A 19558-nucleotide genomic window follows, 5' to 3' on the forward strand; every position below is an offset into this window, starting at 1 on the left:
CTTTCCTGTGTTGTGGACCGACGCCGTGGGCGATGACCCGGTTGCAGTGCTGCCGCTCACGCGGCACGCCGGAGCGATCCGGCGGCGCGATCAGATCTTGGCGACCTGGTTGAACGACAGCTCGACCGGGGTCTCCCGGCCGAAGATGGAGACGAGGACCTTGAGCTTCTGGGCCTCGGCATTGATCTCGGAGATCGTGGCGGGCAGCGTGTCGAACGGACCGTCCGTGACGGTGACCGACTCGCCGACCTCGAAGTCGACCTCGATGGCGGGCCCGGCGGCAGCGCCGCCCTTGGCGCCCGCGGCGGTGGGCTTGGTGGGCGCGGCCTCGAGGACCGACGGGGCCAGCATGCCGAACACCTCGTCCAGCGACAGCGGGACCGGCTGGTGCGTGTGACCGACGAACCCGGTGACGCCCGGGGTGTGCCGGACGGCGCCCCACGACTCGTCGGTGAGGTCCATGCGCACGAGGACGTAACCGGGGATGCGGACGCGGCGGACGGTCTTCTTCTGCGCGTTCTTGATCTCGGTCACCTCCTCCATGGGGACCTCGACCTGGAAGATGTAGTCCTCCATGTTCAGGCTCTGGATGCGGTTCTCCAGGTTGGCCTTCACACGGTTCTCGTAGCCCGCGTAGGAGTGGATGACGAACCAGTCGCCGAACTGGCCGCGCAGCGTGCGCCGCAGCTCCTCGGCCGGGTCCTCCTCGACGTCCTCGTCGGTGGCGGCGTCGTCAGCCTCGTCCGTCTGGTCGGCGGCCTCGGCGGGCTCTGCCTCGTCGTCAGCAGCGGTCTCGTCCGCGACGGTCTCGTCGTCAGCAGCGGTCTCGTCCGCCTCGGGCGCGTCCTGCGTCTCGGCGGCGTCCAGGTCGGCAGGCGCGTCGAGGTCGGCCTCGGCGCCGGCGGCGTCGGGCTGCGTGAGGTCGACGTTCTCGGTCTGCTCCAGAGGATCCTGGGACACGAAAGAACCTGCTTTCTGACTGATGACGGGACGTGCGGTCGTGGGTCCGACCCGGAGGGTCAGGCCCCGAAGAGCCAGAAGACTCCGCGACCCACGAGGTAGTCGAGCGCGGTGACGAACAGCATCGCCACCGCGACGAACACGATCACGACGATCGTGTAGTTGACGAGCTCGGACCGCGTCGGGGTGACGACCTTGCGGAGCTCGCCCACCACCTGGCGGACGAACAGGGCGATCCGAGCGAAGACGTTGCGACGCTCCTTGCCGGACTGGGCGTCGTGCGTTCCAGCGGCGTGCGCGGAGGACTCGCTCACTTCCACTACCCCGTTTCGCGATCGGACCGCAGCCACGCCGCCTGCCGGCGACGCACCCACGGCACGGACTCTGGCGTTCCAGGCCGCGCTGGCGCGCGACCACGCTGCGCGGTCCCACGGGGGAACACGCTGGCAGGGTAGACAGGACTCGAACCTGCAACCTGCGGTTTTGGAGACCGCTGCGCTACCAATTGCGCCACTACCCTTCGTGCTCGACGGTCCGCGCCGGGGCAGCACCAAGGGCGCGACCCAGCATGGTGGCCGTCAACCACCGAGGGACAACTGTACGCGACGTGAGGCCGTAGGTCGAACCACGTCCACCGGTCGGTGGACCCGAGGTGCCATCGGGCGGTCGTCCCGCCCGCCCCGCCCGCGCGGCACGGTGGATCCATGGACACTTCGACACCTCGGACCGGGCCCGTCATCGACGTCCGGGGCCTGCGCCGACGCTATGGCACCAAGCAGGCCGTCGACGGCCTCGACCTGCGGGTCGAGCAGGGTGAGATCTTCGCCGTGCTCGGCCCCAACGGTGCGGGCAAGACGACCACCGTCGAGATCCTCGAAGGCTTCCGCAGCCGGGACGGCGGCGAGGTCACCGTGCTCGGCCAGGACCCCGCCACCGGCGGGCGTGCCTGGCGCAGCCGCCTCGGCGTCGTCCTGCAGGACTCGCACGACCAGGTCGAGCTGACCGTCCACGAGTTGGTGCACCACTTCGCCCGGTTCTACCCGGCCGGTCGGGACCCCGAGGAGGTGATCGACGCCGTCGGCCTCCGCGAGAAGGAGTCGACGCGCGCCCGTCAGCTCTCCGGCGGGCAGCGCCGCCGTCTCGACGTCGCTCTCGGGATCGTGGGCGACCCCGAGCTGCTCTTCCTCGACGAGCCGACCACGGGCTTCGACCCCCAGGCACGTCGCTCGTTCTGGGAGCTCCTCCGCTCGCTGCGCGCGGACGGCACGACGATCCTGCTGACCACCCACTATCTCGACGAGGCCGCCTTCCTCGCCGACCGGGTCGCGGTCGTGAGCGAGGGTCGCATCGTCGCCGTCGATGCTCCCGACGCCCTCGGCGGGCCCGAGGCCCGGCGCCCCGTGGTCCGCTGGACCGGGCCCGACGGGGTCCCCTGCACCGAGCGCACGGCGCACCCCACGCGGCTGGTCACCGAGCTCGCCGCGCTCGCCGGTGGCGAGATCCCCGGCCTGCAGGTCGTGCGCCCGAGCCTCGAGGACGTCTACCTCGAGCTCATCGGGGAGGCGGTCGCCGCCCCGACCGCCGCGTCCACCGCCCGGCCCGCCGGCCAGACCGTCTCCGACGCCCTCGCCAGCAGGGAGGTCGTCCGATGAGCACGGCAAACCCGCCGAGCCGGTCCGCGACCCGGGGCGACGGACGCCTGCCGTCCGCCGCACGCCTCGGCGTCGACCGCGCGGGCGTCGAGCTGCGCGCGTTCTTCCGGGAGCGCGACGCGGTGATCTTCATCTTCTCGTACCCGCTCATCATGATGGCGATCTTCGCGACGGTCTTCGGCGGCCAGGACCAGGGCACCGACGGGTACGGCGTGCCCTTCGCGCAGTACTTCCTGCCGGGGATGATCGCGACCGGCGTCATGCTGACGAGCTTCCAGTCGCTCGCGGTCGCGGTCGCCGTCGAGCGCGACGACGGCACGCTCAAGCGGCTGCGCCTCGCTCCTCTGCCGGCGGTGAGCTACTTCGTCGGCAAGATCGGGCTCGTCCTGGTCACGACGGTCGTGCAGACGACGCTCCTGCTCGTGCTCGCCGCGACGGTGTACGACGTGCCCATGCCGACCGACGTCACGTCGTGGGGGACGTTCGCCTGGGTTTTCGTGCTCGGCACCGCGACGGGCACGGTCTGCGGGGTGGCGTTCTCCTCCCTGCCGCGGTCCGGGAAGTCCGCGACCGCCGTCGTGACCCCGGTCGTCCTCGTGCTGCAGTTCATCTCCGGGGTCTTCTTCGCGTTCTTCGCGCTGCCCTCCTGGATGCAGGCGGTCGCCTCCCTCTTCCCGCTCAAGTGGATGGCGCAGGGCATGCGCTCGGTCTTCCTCCCCGAGGATGCGCAGGTCCTCGAGGTGGCCGGTACCTGGCAGCACGGCGCGACGGCTGCTGTACTGGGCGGATGGCTGGTGCTGGGTCTCGTCCTCGGCGTGCGCACGTTCCGGTGGCGACGCCGTGACGACGGCTGACCCGTCGTCCGGCAGCCTCGCAGCCCGCGCGGAGGGCGACGTCGACGACTGGGACAGGCAGGTGCTCTGGTGGGACGTCGCGTTCGTCGCGATCGTCCTGCTCACGGCGGTCGCCCTGCCGCTCAGCGGGCAGTCGGGCCGGCAGCTCTGGATCGCGTACGGGGCGATGGCCACGATCCTCGCCGCCTACGCGGCCTGGGGTGCCCCGGCGGCACGGTCGCGGCACCAGGGTCGCGCGCTGGCCTACGTGACGGTCCTCGTCCTCGCGACCGCTGTCGCCGTGTCCCAGGGCGGCCTGGCGACGTTCCTGCTCTTCGGCGCCTTCACCCAGCTCTGGATGCTGCTCGAGCCTCCCCGCCGGGCCGTCCTCGCGTCCGTGGCGCTGGCCGTGACCACGACGTTCGGCCTCGCCGTCGAGGCGGGCTTCTCGTCGCGAGGACTGCTCGCGGCAGCACCGCAGATGGCCGTCGCGCTCGCCTTCGCGCTGACGCTCGGGCTCTGGACCGCGACGTGGATGCGACGCTCCGACGAGCGGGCCCAGCTCCTGCAAGCGCTCCGGGCCACGCAGGACGAGCTGGCGCAGACCCACCATGCGGCTGGTGTCGCCGCCGAGCGGGAGCGGGTGGCCCGCGAGATCCACGACACCCTCGCCCAGGGCTTCACGAGCGTCGTGACGCAGGCGCAGGCCGCCTCGGCGGCCCTCGACCGGGGCGAGGACAGGACCGCTCGTGAGCGGCTCCACCTGATCGAGACGACCGCCCGGGAGAACCTGGCCGAGGCGCGAGGGCTCGTCGCGGCGTTCGCCCCGGTGCAGCTGCAGGACTCGACGCTGTCGGAGGCGCTGCGGCGCCTCGCGGACCGGTTCACCGCCGAGACGGGGACGACCGTGCGGGTCGACGTCGACGGCCCGGTGGACGCGTCCGACGACGGCGGGACGATCGGCCCGGCGTCCGACGTCGTGCTGCTGCGCGCAGCGCAGGAGGCGCTCTCGAACGTCCGACGGCACGCGGGCGCCTCCGCGGTCACCGTCCGGCTGCGCCGCGCGGACGGCGCCGTCGAGCTCGAGGTGTCCGACGACGGCCGCGGGCTGCCCCCGCAGCTCTCCGAAGGGTTCGGCCTGACGGGCATGCGCGAACGGGCGGCCGCGGCGGGCGGTGAGCTCGAGGTCGGTCCGGGTACCGCCGGCGGGACACGGGTCCGGCTCCGCCTGCCGGTGAGCGCGTCGTGACGACGATCCGTGTGCTCGTCGCCGACGACCATCCCGTGGTCCGCTCCGGGATCGTCGGCATGCTGGCCGGTGAGCCCGACGTCGAGATCGTCGCCGAGGCGGCCGACGGCGAACGAGCCGTGGCACTGGCCCGCGAGCTCTCCCCCGACGTCGTGCTCATGGACCTGCGGATGCCCGTGCTCGACGGCGTCGGCGCGACGGAGCAGATCGTCGGAGGGTCACCCGCCGGACCACGCGTCGTCGTGCTCACCACCTACGACACGGACGCCGACATCCTGCGTGCCGTCGAGGCCGGCGCCACGGGCTACCTGCTCAAGGACACGCCGCGGGCGGCGCTCGTCGCCGGGGTGCAGGCGGCGGCGCGCGGTGAGACGGTGCTGGCGCCGTCGGTGGCGACTCGCCTGGTGTCGTCCGTCCGGACGGCGGAGGAGCGACCGACCCCGCGCGAGGCCGAGGTGCTGCGGCTCGTGGAGCGCGGGCTGTCGAACGCCGCGATCGGCCGCGAGCTGTTCATCGCCGAGGCGACGGTGAAGACGCACCTCCTGCGCGTGTTCGCCAAGCTCCGGGTGGACGACCGCACCGCGGCGGTGTCGGTGGCCCGGCAGCGCGGCTGGCTGAGGTGAGTGGTGCCACACTGTGCGGGTGCGCGACCTGGCCAGCCTCCCGAAAGCCCACCTCCACCTGCACTTCACGGGCTCGTTGCGGGTGCCCTCGCTCGTGGAGATGTCCGCCCGGCACGGCATCCGGCTGCCCGCCGCGATCACGGACGGCGACCCCTTGCGGGTGCCCGCCGACGCGCGGGGCTGGTTCCGGTTCCAGCGGCTGTACGACGCAGCCCGGCACTGCGTGCGGTCCGAGGCCGACATGCGCCGCCTCGTCGACGAGGCGGCCGCCGACGACGCGGCGGAGGGTTCCGGGCGGCTGGAGATCCAGGTCGACCCGACGTCGTACGCACCGTTCGTCGGCGGCATCACGCCGGCCCTGGAGATCGTGCTCGACGAGGCCAGCGCGGCGAGCGCCCGCCACGGGCTCGAGGTGGCGGTGGTGGTGGCCGCCTCCCGGATGCGGCACCCGATGGACGCCCGCACCCTCGCCCGGCTCGCGGCCCGGTACGCGGGCGAGGGGCCCGGGGAGGTCGTGGGGTTCGGCCTGAGCAACGACGAGCGGCGCGGCGACACCGACGAGTTCGCGGCCGCGTTCCGGATCGCGCGGCGGGCGGGCCTGGCGTCCGTGCCGCACGGCGGGGAGCTGCTGGGGCCGGGGCACGTGCGCGACGTCGTGGGGGCGCTCGCGCCGGACCGGCTCGGTCACGGCGTCCGGTCGGTCGAGGACGCCTCGCTCCTCGCGTCGCTGGTCGAGTCCGGGGTGGCGCTGGAGGTGTGCCCGGCGTCCAACGTGTCGCTCGGCGTGTACGCCCACGACGAGGACGTGCCGCTGCGCGAGCTCGTCGACGCGGGGGCGCAGGTCGCGCTCGGCGCCGACGACCCGCTGCTGTTCGGCTCGCGGCTGGTCGCCCAGTACGAGACCGCGCGGGAGGTGCACGGGTTCTCCGACGCCGAGCTCGCGGACCTCGCGCGGGCGTCGATCCGCGCGTCCCGCGCGTCGGAGGGCAGCAAGGCGCGGCTGCTGGCCGGCGTCGACGACTGGCTCGACGACCCGGTGGCGCCGTTCGTCGGCTGAGGCCTGGCGCCCCGACGCCGTCCTGCCGGCGGGGCAACGTTTCGGCTCTCCCGGACGTCGGGGTGGGTGAGGCCAGGTCGTGGAGACGTGGCGCAGACAGGTCACGAGACGGTGTCGATCGTCGGGAGGTCGGCCCGGTCGGGTCGCCGCAGGGCGCGTTGCAGTGCACCGTGGTAGTCCGCGGGGCCGGGCCGATCGACGGCCCGGACCGGAGAGGTGGGGGCATGAGCACGAACCGAACGACGCTGCGCCGTCGGGCCACGGCCATGGCCGTCGCCGGGGCGCTCCTGCTGCTGCCCGGGTGCGCCGCGCTGTCCGAGCTGACCGGCGACGGTGGCACCACGACCTCCCCGAGCCCCGAGGCGGCGTCCGCGGAGCCGTCGGCCGCACCGTCCTCCGAGGCCCCGAGCCCCCGCGCCGAGCCCTCCGCGAGCGCGTCGCCGAGCGTCACCGCGGAGCCCTCCGCGAGCGCGTCACCGAGCCCGTCCGCCTCGCCGTCGGCGTCACCGTCGACCACCCCGCCGACCGACGACGGCGCCGCCGAGGCCGAGGACGGCGAGGGCGACGACACGAAGGACAAGGACAAAGCGAAGGAGACGGCGGAGCCGGAGCCGGAGTACCTGGAGGTCGGTTCCTCCGGCACCGAGGTCACCGCGCTCCAGGAGCGTCTCCAGGACCTCGGCTACTACCTGCCGTCCGTCGACGGCTCGTTCGGCCCCATGACGCAGCAGGCCGTGTGGGCCCTGCAGAAGGCCGCGGGGCTGTACCGGGACGGCGTCGTCGGCCCGAAGACGGAGCAGGCGCTGGCCGACGGCGTGCGGCCGGGCGCGGAGTCGTCGTCGGGCAAGGTCGTGGAGATCGACCTGGACCGCCAGCTCATCAAGGCCGTCGAGGACGGCGAGGTGGTGCGGACGATCAACGCGTCGTCCGGCAACGGCGAGTCGTACGAGGCGCTCGGCCGCACCTACACCGCCACGACACCGCGCGGCACGTACGCCGTCTACATGGAGCGCGACTACCTGCACGAGTCCACGCTCGAGCTGGGGTCGATGTACCGGCCCAAGTACTTCACCGGCGGCATCGCCGTGCACGGGTCCGGGTCGATCCCGCCCTATCCCGCGTCCCACGGGTGCATCCGGGTGTCGAACTCGGCCATGGACTGGCTGTGGGACACCTGGGGCGTGCCGAAGGGTACGACCGTCGTCGTCTACTGATCAGAGCGCGAGGCCGACCAGCACCGGCTCCGGCTCCAGCTCGACGCCGAACCGGTCGCGCACGCCGTCGCGCACCGCCCGCGCGAGCGTCACGACGTCCTGCGCGGTCGCGCCGCCCCGGTTGGTCAGGGCGAGGGTGTGGCGGGTCGACAGCCGCGCCGGCGAGTGCTCCCCCGCGACGCCGAACCCCTTGGTGAACCCGGCACGCTCGATCAGCCACGCGGCGCTGGTCTTGACGAGCGACGGGTCGACGGCACCCAGGCTCGGGCCCACCGTCGACTCCGGCACGGACGAGCGCACCGGGTAGCGGGGGGCGTCCTCCGGCAGCGTGGCGGCGTCGTCCGCCGAGACGATCGGGTTGGTGAAGAACGACCCGGCCGACCAGCGGTCGTGGTCCGGTGCCGCTGCTCCCCCGACGCCGTCGAGCAGCATCCCCTTGCCGCCGCGCAGCTCCAGGACGGCGGCGCGGACGTCGGCCGACGGCGCCCGCTGCCCGACCTCGATGCCGAGGGTGCGGGCCAGCTCGCCATAGCCGATCGGCGCCGACAGCGAGCCGAGCCGCATCTGGAGGTTCACCTCGAGCACGACGTATCGCGGCGTCGGGTACCAGAGGTCGGCACCGCCCGCCGTGCCGGCTGCCCGCATCGTGCGCTTGAGCACGCTGGTGCGGTAGCCGAATCCGAGCTCGGACAGCGTGAGGGTCTTGCGCTGCCCGGTCGCGCGGTCCCAGGTGCGCACGGACGCGACGACGCCGGACACCTCCTGGCCGTAGGCGCCGATGTTCTGCACGGGCGCGGCCCCGAGGGTGCCCGGGATGCCGGACAGCGCCTCGACGCCCACCCACTCGTTCGCCACGGCCTGCTCGACGAACGCGTCCCAGTCCTGCCCCGCGGGCAGGGACAGGCTCGCCCCGCCGCACGCGCCGTCGGTGCCGCAGGAGTCCGCGAGGTCGGCGTCGAGCCCCTGCCGGACGTCCCGCACGACGACGCCGTCGAACCCGGCGTCCGCGACGAGCAGGTTCGACCCCCCGCCCACGACGAGCAGCGGCGCGCCGGCGTCGTCGGCGGCCCGGACGGCGTCGATCAGCTCCGCCTCGGTGGTCGCCTCGACGTACTCCCCGACCGGCCCGCCCACGCGCAGCGTCGTCAGCTCGGCGAGGGTCGGCGCGGGGGCGTCGTCGGCGGGGGTGGAGGTCTGCTGGGCGGTCTGGCTCACCCGTCCAGCGTAGACGGCCCGCGCCGGCTCACCGGGTCTGCGTCTGCGGCAGCGGGCGGGCGGCCCCCGCCACGAGGATCCCGACGGCGACGGGCAGCGCGAGCACGAGCAGCGCGAGGCGGTAGCCGGTGACCTCGGCAAGGAACCCGATGAGCGCCGGGCCGACGAAGAACGCCGAGTAGCCGATCGTGGAGACGACGGCGACGCGCAGCGCGGCCCGCTGCGGGTCGTCGGAGGCGGCGGACATGCCCATCGGGAAGCCGAGCCCGGCTCCCGCGCCCCACAGGGCGACGCCGACGAGGGCGACGGGCAGGTTCGGCACCAGGGCGAACGTGGTCACGCCGACGATCGCCGCGACGCCGCTGACCCGCAGGACGAGGACGCGGCCGTACCGGTCGATGAGCGCCGTCCCGCCGAGCCGGGTGACGGTCATCGCGACGAGGAACACCGCGAGCGCCAGCGCGCCGATGCCGTCGCCGGTCTCGAAGCCGTCGACGGTGGCGAGGCCGACCCAGTCGTTGGCGGCGCCCTCGGTGAGCGCGGCCGCCATGACGACGAGGCCGATGAGCAGGGTGCGCGGCTCGCGCCAGGTGGCCAGGGTGTCCTTCAGGGAGTGCCCGTGGGACGGCTCGACGGCGGTGGCGGGGTCGGCGACGGCGTCCTGGGCGCCCGCGATCGACGTCTGCGGTCCGGCGTCCCGGGCGGGCAGGAACGCGCGCACGCAGAGCAGGACGGCGACCGCGTCGACGACCTGGACGGTGAGCAGGTGCGGGGTGAGGGGCACCTGCGCCCAGGCGGCGAGCGCCCCGACGCCGGCCCCGGCGACGGTGCCGAGGGAGAACGCGGCGTGGAAGCGCGGCATGATCGCCCTGCCGAGCCGCTGCTCGACCACGGCGCCCTCGAGGTTCATGGCGGCGTCCCACACCCCGACGCCGATGCCGGCGAGGAACAGGCCGACGCGCACCCAGACGTGCTCCCCGGCGTCGACGCCGAAGCAGGCGACGGCGAACCCGACGGAGGAGATGACGGCGAACGCGAGCACGGTGCGGGCCGCGCCGAGGCGGGAGCTGATCATCCCGGACAGCGGCAGGGCGCAGATCGACCCGATGGAGGCGGTGAGGAGCAGCAGGCCCATCTGCCCCTCGGAGTACCCGAGGCCGTCGCGCACCGCCGGGATGCGGGAGGCCCAGGTGGCCATGCCGAAGCCTGCCGCGATGAAGACGCCGAAGACCGCCCAGGTGGCGGCGCGCAGCCGACGGGCGTCGAGCCCGGGTTCCGTGGTGTTCACGCGACGAAGATCCCTGGTCCGCCGCGGATCGTCAAATCGTTTCGATCGCCCATCGCCGGTAGGCTGTCGCCACCTCGGCAGGAAGGAACCTCGTTGGGACGCACCCCGGGCGCCCGCCCGACCCTCGCGAAGGTCGCCGAACGGGCCGGCGTGTCCGTCTCGACGGCGTCGCTCGCGTTCTCCGGCTCCGGCCCCATCACCCCGGAGACCCGCGACAAGGTGCTCGCCGCCGCGTCCGAGCTCGGGTACACCGGCCCCAACCCGCTCGGCCGCCAGCTGCGCCGCGGCCGGTCCGGGATCGTCGGCGTCGTCATCGGGGACCAGCCCGGCCGGGCGTTCCGCGACCCCGTCGCCGTGCAGGTCCTCGACGGGCTCGTCGACGTCCTCGGCACCGACGGCCTGGGCGTCCTGCTCATCCCCGGGGTGCGCGACGGCGACACCGTCGACCCGCTGCTGGAGTCGGCGGGGATGGACGTCGCGGTGCTCGTGTGGGGCGCGCTCAGCGACGACCCCACCCTGGGAGCGCTCCAGCGCCGCAACGTCCCCGTCGTCATCGGCGAGGGACGTGCCGTCGAGGGGGCGCCCCTCGTCGCGCTGGAGGACAGGTCCGGCACCGCGGAGGCCGTCCGCCACCTGCGCGAGCTCGGGCACACCCGCATCGCCGAGATCGCCCTGCCGTTCGACCAGCACGAACGCTCCGGCCCCGTCGACGCCGCCCGCCTCGCCCAGGCCGACCGCACCCCGACGGTCAACCGGCTCGCGGGCGTCCGCGACGAGATCGAGCCCGTGCTCACCTGGGAGTGCCCCGCCTCCCTGGTCGAGCACGGCCGCGACGCCGCCACCGAGATCCTCGGCACCTGGGTCCCCGCGTCCGAACGGCCCACCGCGATCGTCGCGCACTCCGACCTGCTCGCCGCCGGTGCCGTCATCGGCGCCCGCGAGCTCGGACTGCGCATCCCCGAGGACGTCTCCGTCGCCGGGTTCGACGGCCTCGACCTGCCGTGGCTCTCCCCCGACGTCCTCACCAGCGTCCACCAGCCGCTGCGCGAGAAGGGTGCCGCGCTCGGCCGCGCCGTCATCGACCTCCTCGCCGGCGAGGACCCGGTCACGATCACCCTGCCCGTCGGGCTGATCCCGGGGACGACGACGGGGCCCGTCCCCACGCTCTGACCCGCGTCGCGAGTCAGCGCACGACGGCGGCGGAGAAGATCTGCTCGGCCCGTTCGCGGCTGCAGAACGCCAGGACGGCGTCCTTGCGGCCGTAGGCGGAGTCGAAGGAGATCTCCCCGGCGAGCTCGAACCCGCTCGCGGCGATCCGGGCGACGGCGGCGCGGTGACGGGCGTCGGGTTCGGCCACGAGGCGCTCCACGGCGGGCGGCGCGAAGGCGAAGGCGAGCATCGCCGGGCCCAGCACCGTCCACGGCACGGCCTCGGAGCCGCGGAAGAAGTGCACGCCGAGGTCGCCGGGGCGGGCGTCGTAGGCGGCGGCGACCGGGTCGTCCTCGGGGTGGTAGAGCTGCGCGAGGGCCACGGGCTCGCCGTCCGCGCGCACGAGGTAGGCGCGGTGGGTGGGCAGCGACTCCACGAACTCGTAGGTCTCGCGCAGCTCGTCCCGGGTGAGGCCGTCCAGCCCCCAGAAGCCCGCGTGGGGCCGTGTCACCCAGCCGTGCAGGACGTCGAGGTCCGCCACCGGGTCGAGCACGTGCGCGGTGAGGCCGGACCCGACGTCCGACCGCCACACCTCCGCGCCGCGTTCCCCCTCGAGCAGCCGGTCCGTCATGGTGCCTCCCAGGTCTCGGGGCGCAGGCGCGCCCAGTCGGTCTCGATCTCGTCGGTGCCGGCGGCCGCCCAGCGGGCGTGCTGGTCGGCGTGGTGCTCCGAGCGCGGGTCGCCGCTCGCCCCGAACGGGACGCCCCAGCGGCTGCGACGGCGGTCGGCGAGGTCCCACACCCAGCGGGCGACGCTCCCCCGCCACGACACGGTGGACACTCCGGGGACGCCGCCGGTGCAGCACACGGTGTCCGCCGAGCCGCCGACGGCGACCCGGCGCGCGGGCGCCACGCCCGGGACCTGCTCGCGGGGCACGCCGGTGGCGTCGACCAGGGCGTGCCACGGCACGACGGGGTGCAGCTCTCCCCAGGTGGCACTGCTGCCCGCCACCTCGGCGAGCGCCGCCGCGGCCTCGGCGGGGCCGTCGAGCGGTAGCCGTCCGGCGGCGCCGGCGGCGAGCAGCGCCGGCAGCCGCAGCCCGACGTTCGCCGCGACGTCCAGCCACGGCGCGAGGACGACGGGCAGCCCGTGCGGCGCGTGCAGCGGGGCGAGGGCGGGGTGCGCGGCGACGCGGCGCACCAGCGCGTCGCGCCAGCAGGCGAACAGCGCGGCGTCGCGGGAGTCCGCCGCCATGCGGGCGCCGTCGGCGGCCCAGGCCCGCAGCCGCAGCGCGGCGGGTGCGAGCGCGGGGTCGGTGACGTCGCGCAGCAGGTCGACGAGGGCCGCGGCGCCCGCGTCCGCGACGTCGGCGTGCACCCGCTGCTGGGTGGGCGGCCCCTCGCCGCCGCCGGGCGCGTCCGCGAGCAGCGCCCGGATGCGCGGGCCGCGGTGCGGCGCGTAGGCGAGCCCGAGGTCGGGGACCCGCTGTGTCTCGTCGGGACCTTCGGGTGCGTCGTTCGCGTCGACGGCGACGTCGGCCACGGGTGTTGCCGTGGCCGGCTGCCGCCACACGGGCGGCTCCCCGTGCGGCCGGACCACGTGGGGCAGCACCCGCTCCGACCGCGCACGCCGGGGCACCCTGCCGGCGGTGAGGCTGAGCACCGTGCCGGTCGAGTCGGCGGTGAGGACCCGGTTGACCGGGTCGACCCAGCCGCCGAACGCGGCGGCGACGTCGTGCGCCGTCCGCGAGCGCAGGAGCTGCCGCCACGACGCCACCCCGAGGTCGGCGTCCACCCGGACCGGCCAGCGCAGCGCGTGCCGGTCGGTGACGAGCGGGCCGCGCGCCGTCTCGGTCCAGGCGACGTCCACCGGGTCGGCGCCACGCACGGGCACCACCTCGACGCCGTGCGCGGCGCCCTCCAGCGTGGCGGGCGACTCCGTGAACACCTCGACGTGGTGCGCCATCGCGTTGGTGATGCCCCACGCGACCGACCCCTCGGCGTCCGGGCCCGCGCCGTCGTGCATCGCGTGACCGTCGTGCGCCGCGTGGCCGAAGTGCAGCACGCCCGGCACACCGGGGAACGCGAGACCGACGACGTCGTACGCGTCGCACGCGAGGCGGACCTGCTGGTAGATCCCCGGCAGCTCGAGGAGCCGGTGCGGGTCGCCCGCGAGCAGCGGCTTCCCCGAGGACGTCCGTGCCCCGGCCAGCGCCCACGCGTTCGAGCCGGACGACGCGCCGTCCGGCGTACCGATCAGCGGGTGGTCGGGCCCGAGGGTGCGGGCGACGTGCTCGCGCCACAGCAGCCCGGGCCAGCCGCTGAACAGCACGTGGTTCACGCAGAACACCCCCAGCGGCGCCCAGTCCGGCCACGGGGTGTGCTGGACCGGCCCGCCGGGTGACCGGTCGAGGAGCTGCATCTCGGGGACGTCCCGGCCGCCGTCGACCAGCCCCGCGTTCACCCCCGCGGTGTACGCCGCGAGCCAGTCGCGCTCCGGGCCCGCGAGCGCCGCGTGCACCCGCCGAGCGGTGTCCGCGAGGCGGACGCGCACCGCGAACCGGTCCCACTCCAGCCCGCCCGGGCCGAACCGGGCGGCCAGCCGCCCCTCGGCGCGCCAGCGGTCCGTCTCGACCTGCCAGCCGCGGTCCCGAGCGGTCACGTAGCCCTGCCCGTAGGCGAGGTCGAGCTCGTCCGCGGCGCGCACGTGCGGCACGCCGAGCCCGTCCCGGAACACCTCGAACGGACGCGTCACGGGCGGGCCACGGGGTTCGCCATCGTGCCCGCGTAGACGAGGGACGCCGACTGGTCGGTGAGGTCCACCATCTGCAGAGTGTTGCGCAGCTGGAGCCGGTTCAGGCAGGAGTGCGCGAACCGGGCGGTGCGCAGATCGACGCCGGACGTCAGGTCCGGGTGCTCCGCGTGGTGCCGGTCGACGACGTCGGCCACGACCGCCCAGAAGCGGTCCTCGGCGAGCACGCCGTCGAGGGCGAGGATGCCCGCCAGGTGCCGCAGCACGCCGTCGAAGACGTCGGTGAAGATCGCGAGCGCCTTCTCGTCGTCGGGGACGTCCGCCGCGATGCGGTCCACGCCGTCGGGCAGCGACCGCGCGGTGGAGAGCAGGGCGACCTCCTCGCCGACGTCCTTCATCAGTGCCCGCTGCACGACGCCGTCGCGCAGGACGAGGATCAGGTTCTCCCCGTGCGGCATGAACGCGAGGTCGTGGGCGCGCAGGCAGTGCACGAGCGGGTACAGGTACGCATCGAGGTAGGCGCGCAGCCAGGCCTCGGGCGCGATGCCGGACGCCCGCACGAGCTCCGTGGCCAGGGCCGTGCCCGCGACGTCCCGGTGCAGCAGGCTCGCCATCGTGGCCAGCCGCTCCCCCGGCTCGACGCGGGGCAGCGCCGACTCGCGCCACAGGGCGGCCAGCATCTTGCGGTGCGCGTTGGGTCGGGGCGTGCGGTGGTAGACGTCGCCGGTGTACCCGATGGAGGCGACCTCGCGCAGCAGCCCGAACCCGGCGGCCCGGAGCGTGGGATCGCCGGTGACCAGGTCGGACACCCAGTCGTTGATGCGCGGCGTGACCTTCATGTACGCCGGGGACAGCCCGCGCAGGAACCCCATGTTCTGGATCGCGAGCGCCGTCTTGACGTAGTGCCGCCCCGGGCGGGTGCGGTTCACCATCGTGCGGATCGACTGCTGCGGGGTGTACTCGTCGGCGCCCGGCCCGAGCGGCACCAGGTCGCCGCGTGCGACGTCCGCCGCGAAGGTGATCGGCAGCCGGTGATGGGCCTGCCACGGGTGCACCGGCAGGTAGAGGTAGTCCGCCGGGTCGTGGCCGCGGGCGGCGAGCCGGTCGGCGAAGGCCGCCCGCTCGGCGCCGCTGAGCTCCGCGTCGTAGTGCCCGGTCTCGGTCTGGTCCGCGCACAGCGCGAGGTGGGTGTGCTCACGACGCGCCGCCACCCAGTGCAGGCGCAGCCGCTCTCCCCGCTCCGGGGCATAGGCGCGGTAGTCGTCCAGGGAGAACCCGATGCGGCCGTTGTTCGCGAGGAACCCCGGGTGGCCCTCGCTCATCGCGGCCTCGACGGTCGCGAACGTGGCGGCGGTGCGGCGGGCGTCCTCGACGGCGTCGACGGCGCCCGCGGTGAGCCCGGCGGCGAGGCGAGGCGCGTCCGGGGTGAGCCCGGCCAGCTCACGGTCCCGCTTCGCCATCGCCGCGGCGAGCGTGGACGACAGCTCCTCCAGGTAGAGGGCCAGCAGGTCGTCCGGCACGCCCAGCAGCGGCCGGAGCTCCGCGACGAGCTCGAGCACGTCCACCGGCAGCACCACGCCGCCGGTGGCCGTGCGGGTGATCGACGCCGGGTCCACCACCCAGTGCTCGAGCGCGAACGTGCGGGCCGCGAACGCGTAGGTCACGCCGTCGAGGTCGAGCCGGTAGCGCCCCTCCCCCGTCGCGACCGGGGCGAAGAGCCGCTCGTGGGCGAGCTCCGCCAGCGCCTTGGCTGCCAGGTGCCGGTGCGCGTGCTCGGCCAGGTCCGCGCGCAGATGCGGGGCGAGGTCGACGCCCGCCCCCAGCGGGGACGCCGCGAAGTCCGCCCGCGTGCAGACGCTGAGGGCCGCCGTCTTCGTGTGCCCGCCGTCGGTCACCGCCACCTCCCGGAGCACCCGGAACCCCGCGGCCGCGTTCTTCGCCGCGATCGCCGCGTTGCCGACGTCCGGCTCCACGACCACCCGCGCGCCGGCCCGCCCGCCGTCCGCGGCCGGTGCCAGGCAGAACGCCACGACCGTCGCCATGACGGCGTCCGTCAGCCCGTGGCGCCGGGCGCCCGGTGCGGGAGGGGGCGCGACCAGCAGGTGCATGCCGACGTCGCCGGGCACCGCGTCGTGGACGTCCGTCAGCAGCACCGACGCCGGGTCGTACGTCTCGGTGTACGCCACGGGCTCGTCGTCGAGGCGGACGATCCAGGCGTCCTGGCCGGGATCGGCGGCCACGGTGGCGAGATGCTCGCGCACGTCGTCGACGGTGTGCTCGGCCATGTGCCAGGCCGCCGACGCCGGGTGCGCCAGCCACCGGTGCAGGAGCGCCGCGTCGGTGGCGGGGACGGCCGGGGAGACCGCGAGGTCGCCGACGCGCGTGCGCAGCGTGAACGCCGTCGTCGGCGCGTGCGTCGTCGCGGTCATCGGGCCACCTCCGTCCCGGCCGGCGCCAGGCCGGCCGCACCCGCCGGGACCCCGCCCGGCAGGCCGAACTGCTGGAACGCGATCCGGCGCTCCACGCGGTACGGCTCCCGGCCCGTCACCCGGGCCAGCACCACCGAGTTGCGCCACGGACCGAACCCGAGGTCCGGCGCCGTCACCCCGTGCGAGTGCTCCTCGCCGTTCAGAGTCAGCACCCGGCCGTCGTGGGAGACGACGTAGTCACGGGTCACGTCGAACCGGTCGCGCTCGTCGAGCCGCAGCCGGTCGCGCACCGGGTCCAGGAACGCCGGCACCCCCGCCCCGTACCCCGTCGCCGCGACCACCGAGCGCGTGCGGTGCTCCGCCGTCGTGCCGAGCTGCGCGTGCCGCAACGTCAGCACGACCTCGCACCCGCCGTCGTCGGCCCGCTCCGTGCGCGCCGCCACCACCTCCGTGTCGCTGAGCAGCGTCGTGGGCACCTGCGCGCCCAGCGCGGTGCGGCGGTAGAGGGTGTCGTAGATGTCGTCGATCAGGTCGCCGCTGATCCCCTTGTACAGGGTGCGCTGCTCGCGGCCCACCAGGTCGCGCAGGTCCGGGGCGAGCCCGTGGAAGTGGTCCGTGTACTCCGGCGACGTCATCTCCAGCGTCAGCTTCGTGTACTCCATCGGGAAGAACCGCGGCGACCGCGTCACCCAGTCCAGCCGGTACGGGCCGGCGTCCTCCAGCAGGTCCCGGTACACCTCCGCCGCGGACTGCCCCGACCCGACGACCGTCACCGCGCCCGACGCCCGCAGGGCGTCCCGGTGCGGCAGGTAGTCGGCCGTGTGCACGACCGGCCCGCCGCCCGACCCGGCCGCGTCCCGCGCGAGGTCCGCCAGCGGCGCGGGCAGACGCGGGGTCGTCCCCACGCCCAGCACCACGTGCCGGGTGCGATAGCGCTCGACCCGCACGCCGTCCAGCCCGCCCGTCTCCGCGACCACGACGTACACGTCGTCCGCCGGGTCGTGCTCCACCGCCACCACGCGCCGGCCCCAGCGCAGCGTGCCCAGCCGGCCCGCCACCCAGCGGCAGTACTCGTCGTACTCCGCACGCAGCGGGTAGAACGACTCCCGGACGTAGAACGGGTACAACCGCCCGACGTCCTTGAGGAACGCCAGGAACGAGAACGGCGACGTCGGGTCCGCCATCGTCACCAGGTCCGCGAGGAACGGCACCTGGATCGTCGCGCCCTCGATCATCATCCCCGGGTGCCAGCGGAACTCGTCCGCCTGGTCCAGGAACACGGCGTCCACGTCGTCCAACGGGTCCGCGAGCGCCGCCAGCCCCAGGTTGAACGGGCCGATGCCGATGCCGACGACGTCGTAGGTGTGCTCGCTCATCGGGTCACCTCCGTGGTGGTGCGGTCCAGGTGCGGGTGCACGTCGCGGCAGGGCGGCTCCTGCGCCTCGGCGAGTGCCTCGCCCGCGAGGATGCCGTGCGCGGCGTCGCGGACCAGCGTCAGGACGCGGCGCACGTCCGCCAGGGAGCGGCCCGGGTCCAGCAGGGTCAGCTTGAGGCAGGGTCGGCCGTCGATCACCGTCTTGGCCACGCTCGCCCGGCCCGAGTCGAACAGCACCCGGCGCACCTGCGCCACCAGGGCGTCCGCCTGGGCGTCGGTGACGCCGTCGGGCTGGTACCGGAAGATCACCGTCGACAGGTCCGTCGGGGCGACCAGGCGCAGCTCCGGGTCGCCGTCGAGGTCGGCGTGCACCGCCGTGGCGAGGTCGCAGACCGCATCGACCATCGCGCCGATGCCGTCCGGCCCGATCGCGCGCAGCGTCGCCCACAGCTTCAGCGCGTCGAACCGGCGGGTCGTCTGCAGGGAGCGGTCGACCTGGTTGTCCGGGTCGGCGGCGGGGTTGAGGTAGTCGGCGTGCCATGCGGTGCGCGCCAGGTCGGCATGCTCGCGCACGATCACCGCGCTGGCCGAGACCGGCTGGAAGAACGTCTTGTGGAAGTCGACCGTCACCGAGCGTGCCCGCTCGATCCCCGCGAGCAGGTGGCGGCGCGTCGGCGAGACCAGCAGCCCGCCGCCGTACGCGGCGTCGACGTGGAACCAGACGTCCGCGGCGTCGCACAGGTCCGCCACCGCGGGCAGCGGGTCGATCGTGCCGCGGTCCGTCGTGCCCGCCGTCGCGACGACCGCCATGACGACGTCGCCGACGGCGGCCGTGCGGTCGAGGGCCGCCGCGAGCGCGGCCGGGTCGAGGCGGCCGTCGACGTCCGTGGGGACGGTGACGACGGCGTCGTCCGCGAGGCCCAGCAGCATCGCCGACTTCGCCACGGAGAAGTGGCTCGCGTCCGTGGCGAGGATCCGCAGTCGGGCCTGCAAGCCGGTGCGTGCCAGACCACCCAGGCGGCTGCCGTCCGGGCCGGTCAGCGCCCGCTCCCGCGCCGCGAGCAGGGCGTGCAGATTCGACTGCGTGCCACCCGAGGTGAAGACACCGTCGCCGCGGGCGAAACCGATCCGTTCCGCCGTCCACGCCACCAGCCGGCGCTCCATCAGCGTCGCCACGGTCGACTGGTCATACGTGTCGACGCTCGTGTTGATCGCGGCCAGCATCGCCTCGGCCCCCACCGCGGCGATGTCGACCGGGCAGTTCAGGTGCGCCGCGTACGCCGGGTCGTGGAACCAGACCGCGTGCGTCGCGTACAGGTCGGCCGTCTCCTGCAGCGCGGCGCCGGTACCGACACCCGGGCCGTCCAGGTCGACGGCGTCCACCAGCGCGGCGAGCTCGTCGCGGCTCGCGCCGCTCCACGGCTGGGAGACGGCGGCGAACCGCGCGGCGACGTCGTCGACGACGTCGTGCACGACACGGGCGTACGTCCCCGCCGTCGCACCACGCAGGAGGGTGTCGGTGCTGGTCAGGGTCACGTCGTGCGGGGATCTGGACACGCCGGAGTACCTCCGTGAGAGGGAGAAATGAGGCTAGGCTCGCCTAACGTAGGACGCCCTTCGCGGACTGTCCATCCCTGAGCCACCATGCGAGACCCACAGCCCTGTGACCCTGACCACGACCCCGCGTCAGCAACCGCGCGGCCGGGCGCGAGTCAGCGCACGGCGGCGCGAGTCAGCGCAGGTTTCGCCGAGTCAGCGCGCAC

The 19558-nt window shown here is 74.6% G+C and carries 16 protein-coding genes and 1 tRNA gene; 7 read left to right on the top strand and 10 right to left on the bottom strand.

Annotation, left to right across the window (positions count from 1 at the left end):
- Positions 1-90 precede the first annotated feature (90 nt).
- The 3 genes from nusG to I598_RS08240 all read right to left on the bottom strand — a co-directional run bounded on the left by nusG (position 91) and on the right by I598_RS08240 (position 1480).
- On the bottom strand, positions 91-960 hold the full coding sequence (gene nusG, locus I598_RS08230; protein WP_068202546.1) for a transcription termination/antitermination protein NusG: 870 nt from the start codon (positions 958-960) through the stop codon (positions 91-93).
- Between the two features lie 59 nt (positions 961-1019).
- Positions 1020-1274, bottom strand: a complete 255-nt coding sequence (gene secE, locus I598_RS08235) for a preprotein translocase subunit SecE (protein ID WP_068202547.1) — start codon at positions 1272-1274, stop codon at positions 1020-1022.
- A 130-nt stretch (positions 1275-1404) separates the two neighbouring features.
- A tRNA-Trp gene (locus tag I598_RS08240) sits at positions 1405-1480 on the bottom strand.
- 184 nt (positions 1481-1664) lie between these two features.
- On the opposite strand from I598_RS08240, the gene I598_RS08245 reads away from it, so the two are divergent.
- The 6 genes from I598_RS08245 to I598_RS08270 all read left to right on the top strand — a co-directional run bounded on the left by I598_RS08245 (position 1665) and on the right by I598_RS08270 (position 7588).
- Positions 1665-2612, top strand: coding sequence for an ABC transporter ATP-binding protein (locus tag I598_RS08245; protein WP_068202548.1), 948 nt, complete (start codon positions 1665-1667; stop codon positions 2610-2612).
- Complete coding sequence (locus tag I598_RS08250; protein WP_068202549.1) at positions 2609-3466, top strand: ABC transporter permease; 858 nt, start codon at positions 2609-2611, stop codon at positions 3464-3466. Before I598_RS08245 ends, I598_RS08250 begins: the two co-directional genes overlap by 4 nt.
- Entirely contained in the window at positions 3453-4694 is a 1242-nt protein-coding gene (locus I598_RS08255) for a sensor histidine kinase (protein ID WP_068202550.1), read from the top strand. Before I598_RS08250 ends, I598_RS08255 begins: the two co-directional genes overlap by 14 nt.
- 59 nt (positions 4695-4753) lie before the next feature.
- Entirely contained in the window at positions 4754-5317 is a 564-nt protein-coding gene (locus tag I598_RS08260; protein ID WP_068205135.1) for a response regulator, read from the top strand.
- Positions 5318-5336: 19 nt separating this feature from the next.
- Entirely contained in the window at positions 5337-6374 is a 1038-nt protein-coding gene (locus tag I598_RS08265) for an adenosine deaminase (RefSeq protein ID WP_068202551.1), read from the top strand.
- Between the two features lie 224 nt (positions 6375-6598).
- On the top strand, positions 6599-7588 hold the full coding sequence (locus I598_RS08270) for a L,D-transpeptidase family protein (protein WP_068202552.1): 990 nt from the start codon (positions 6599-6601) through the stop codon (positions 7586-7588).
- On the opposite strand, the gene I598_RS08275 is transcribed toward I598_RS08270, so the two are convergent.
- Together I598_RS08275 and I598_RS08280 are read right to left on the bottom strand one after the other, a co-directional pair.
- Entirely contained in the window at positions 7589-8803 is a 1215-nt protein-coding gene (locus I598_RS08275; RefSeq protein WP_068202553.1) for a UDP-N-acetylmuramate dehydrogenase, read from the bottom strand.
- Positions 8804-8831: 28 nt separating this feature from the next.
- On the bottom strand, positions 8832-10091 hold the full coding sequence (locus I598_RS08280) for an MFS transporter (RefSeq protein ID WP_068202554.1): 1260 nt from the start codon (positions 10089-10091) through the stop codon (positions 8832-8834).
- A 93-nt stretch (positions 10092-10184) separates the two neighbouring features.
- Between I598_RS08280 and I598_RS08285 the strand changes: the two genes are divergently transcribed.
- Positions 10185-11261: a LacI family DNA-binding transcriptional regulator gene (locus tag I598_RS08285; protein ID WP_068202555.1), complete on the top strand. Its 1077-nt coding sequence runs from the start codon at positions 10185-10187 to the stop codon at positions 11259-11261.
- 13 nt (positions 11262-11274) lie between these two features.
- Here the strand turns inward: I598_RS08285 and I598_RS08290 are convergent, their stop codons facing one another.
- From I598_RS08290 to I598_RS08310, 5 genes are read right to left on the bottom strand one after another with little or no spacing between them, the layout of a single operon-like run.
- Positions 11275-11871 carry a GNAT family N-acetyltransferase gene (locus tag I598_RS08290; RefSeq protein WP_068202556.1) on the bottom strand — a complete coding sequence of 199 codons (597 nt, stop codon included), beginning with the start codon at positions 11869-11871 and terminating at the stop codon, positions 11275-11277.
- The gene (locus I598_RS08295) at positions 11868-13994 is read right to left on the bottom strand and encodes a penicillin acylase family protein (RefSeq protein WP_198155771.1); all 2127 of its coding nucleotides are present in this window, start codon (positions 13992-13994) and stop codon (positions 11868-11870) included. Before I598_RS08295 ends, I598_RS08290 begins: the two co-directional genes overlap by 4 nt.
- A complete protein-coding gene (locus tag I598_RS08300) occupies positions 13991-16420 on the bottom strand; it encodes a GNAT family N-acetyltransferase (RefSeq protein WP_068202557.1) in 2430 nt (809 codons plus the stop codon). Before I598_RS08300 ends, I598_RS08295 begins: the two co-directional genes overlap by 4 nt.
- Positions 16417-17796, bottom strand: a complete 1380-nt coding sequence (locus I598_RS08305) for a lysine N(6)-hydroxylase/L-ornithine N(5)-oxygenase family protein (protein ID WP_068202558.1) — start codon at positions 17794-17796, stop codon at positions 16417-16419. The genes I598_RS08300 and I598_RS08305 overlap by 4 nt, the downstream gene beginning before the upstream one ends.
- Positions 17793-19352 (bottom strand): pyridoxal phosphate-dependent decarboxylase family protein, encoded by a 1560-nt coding sequence (locus tag I598_RS08310; RefSeq protein ID WP_068202559.1) that lies wholly within the window; start codon positions 19350-19352, stop codon positions 17793-17795. Before I598_RS08310 ends, I598_RS08305 begins: the two co-directional genes overlap by 4 nt.
- Positions 19353-19558 lie beyond the last annotated feature (206 nt).

Source organism: Isoptericola dokdonensis DS-3, from assembly GCF_001636295.1.
Classification (GTDB): Bacteria; Actinomycetota; Actinomycetes; order Actinomycetales; family Cellulomonadaceae; genus Isoptericola; species Isoptericola dokdonensis.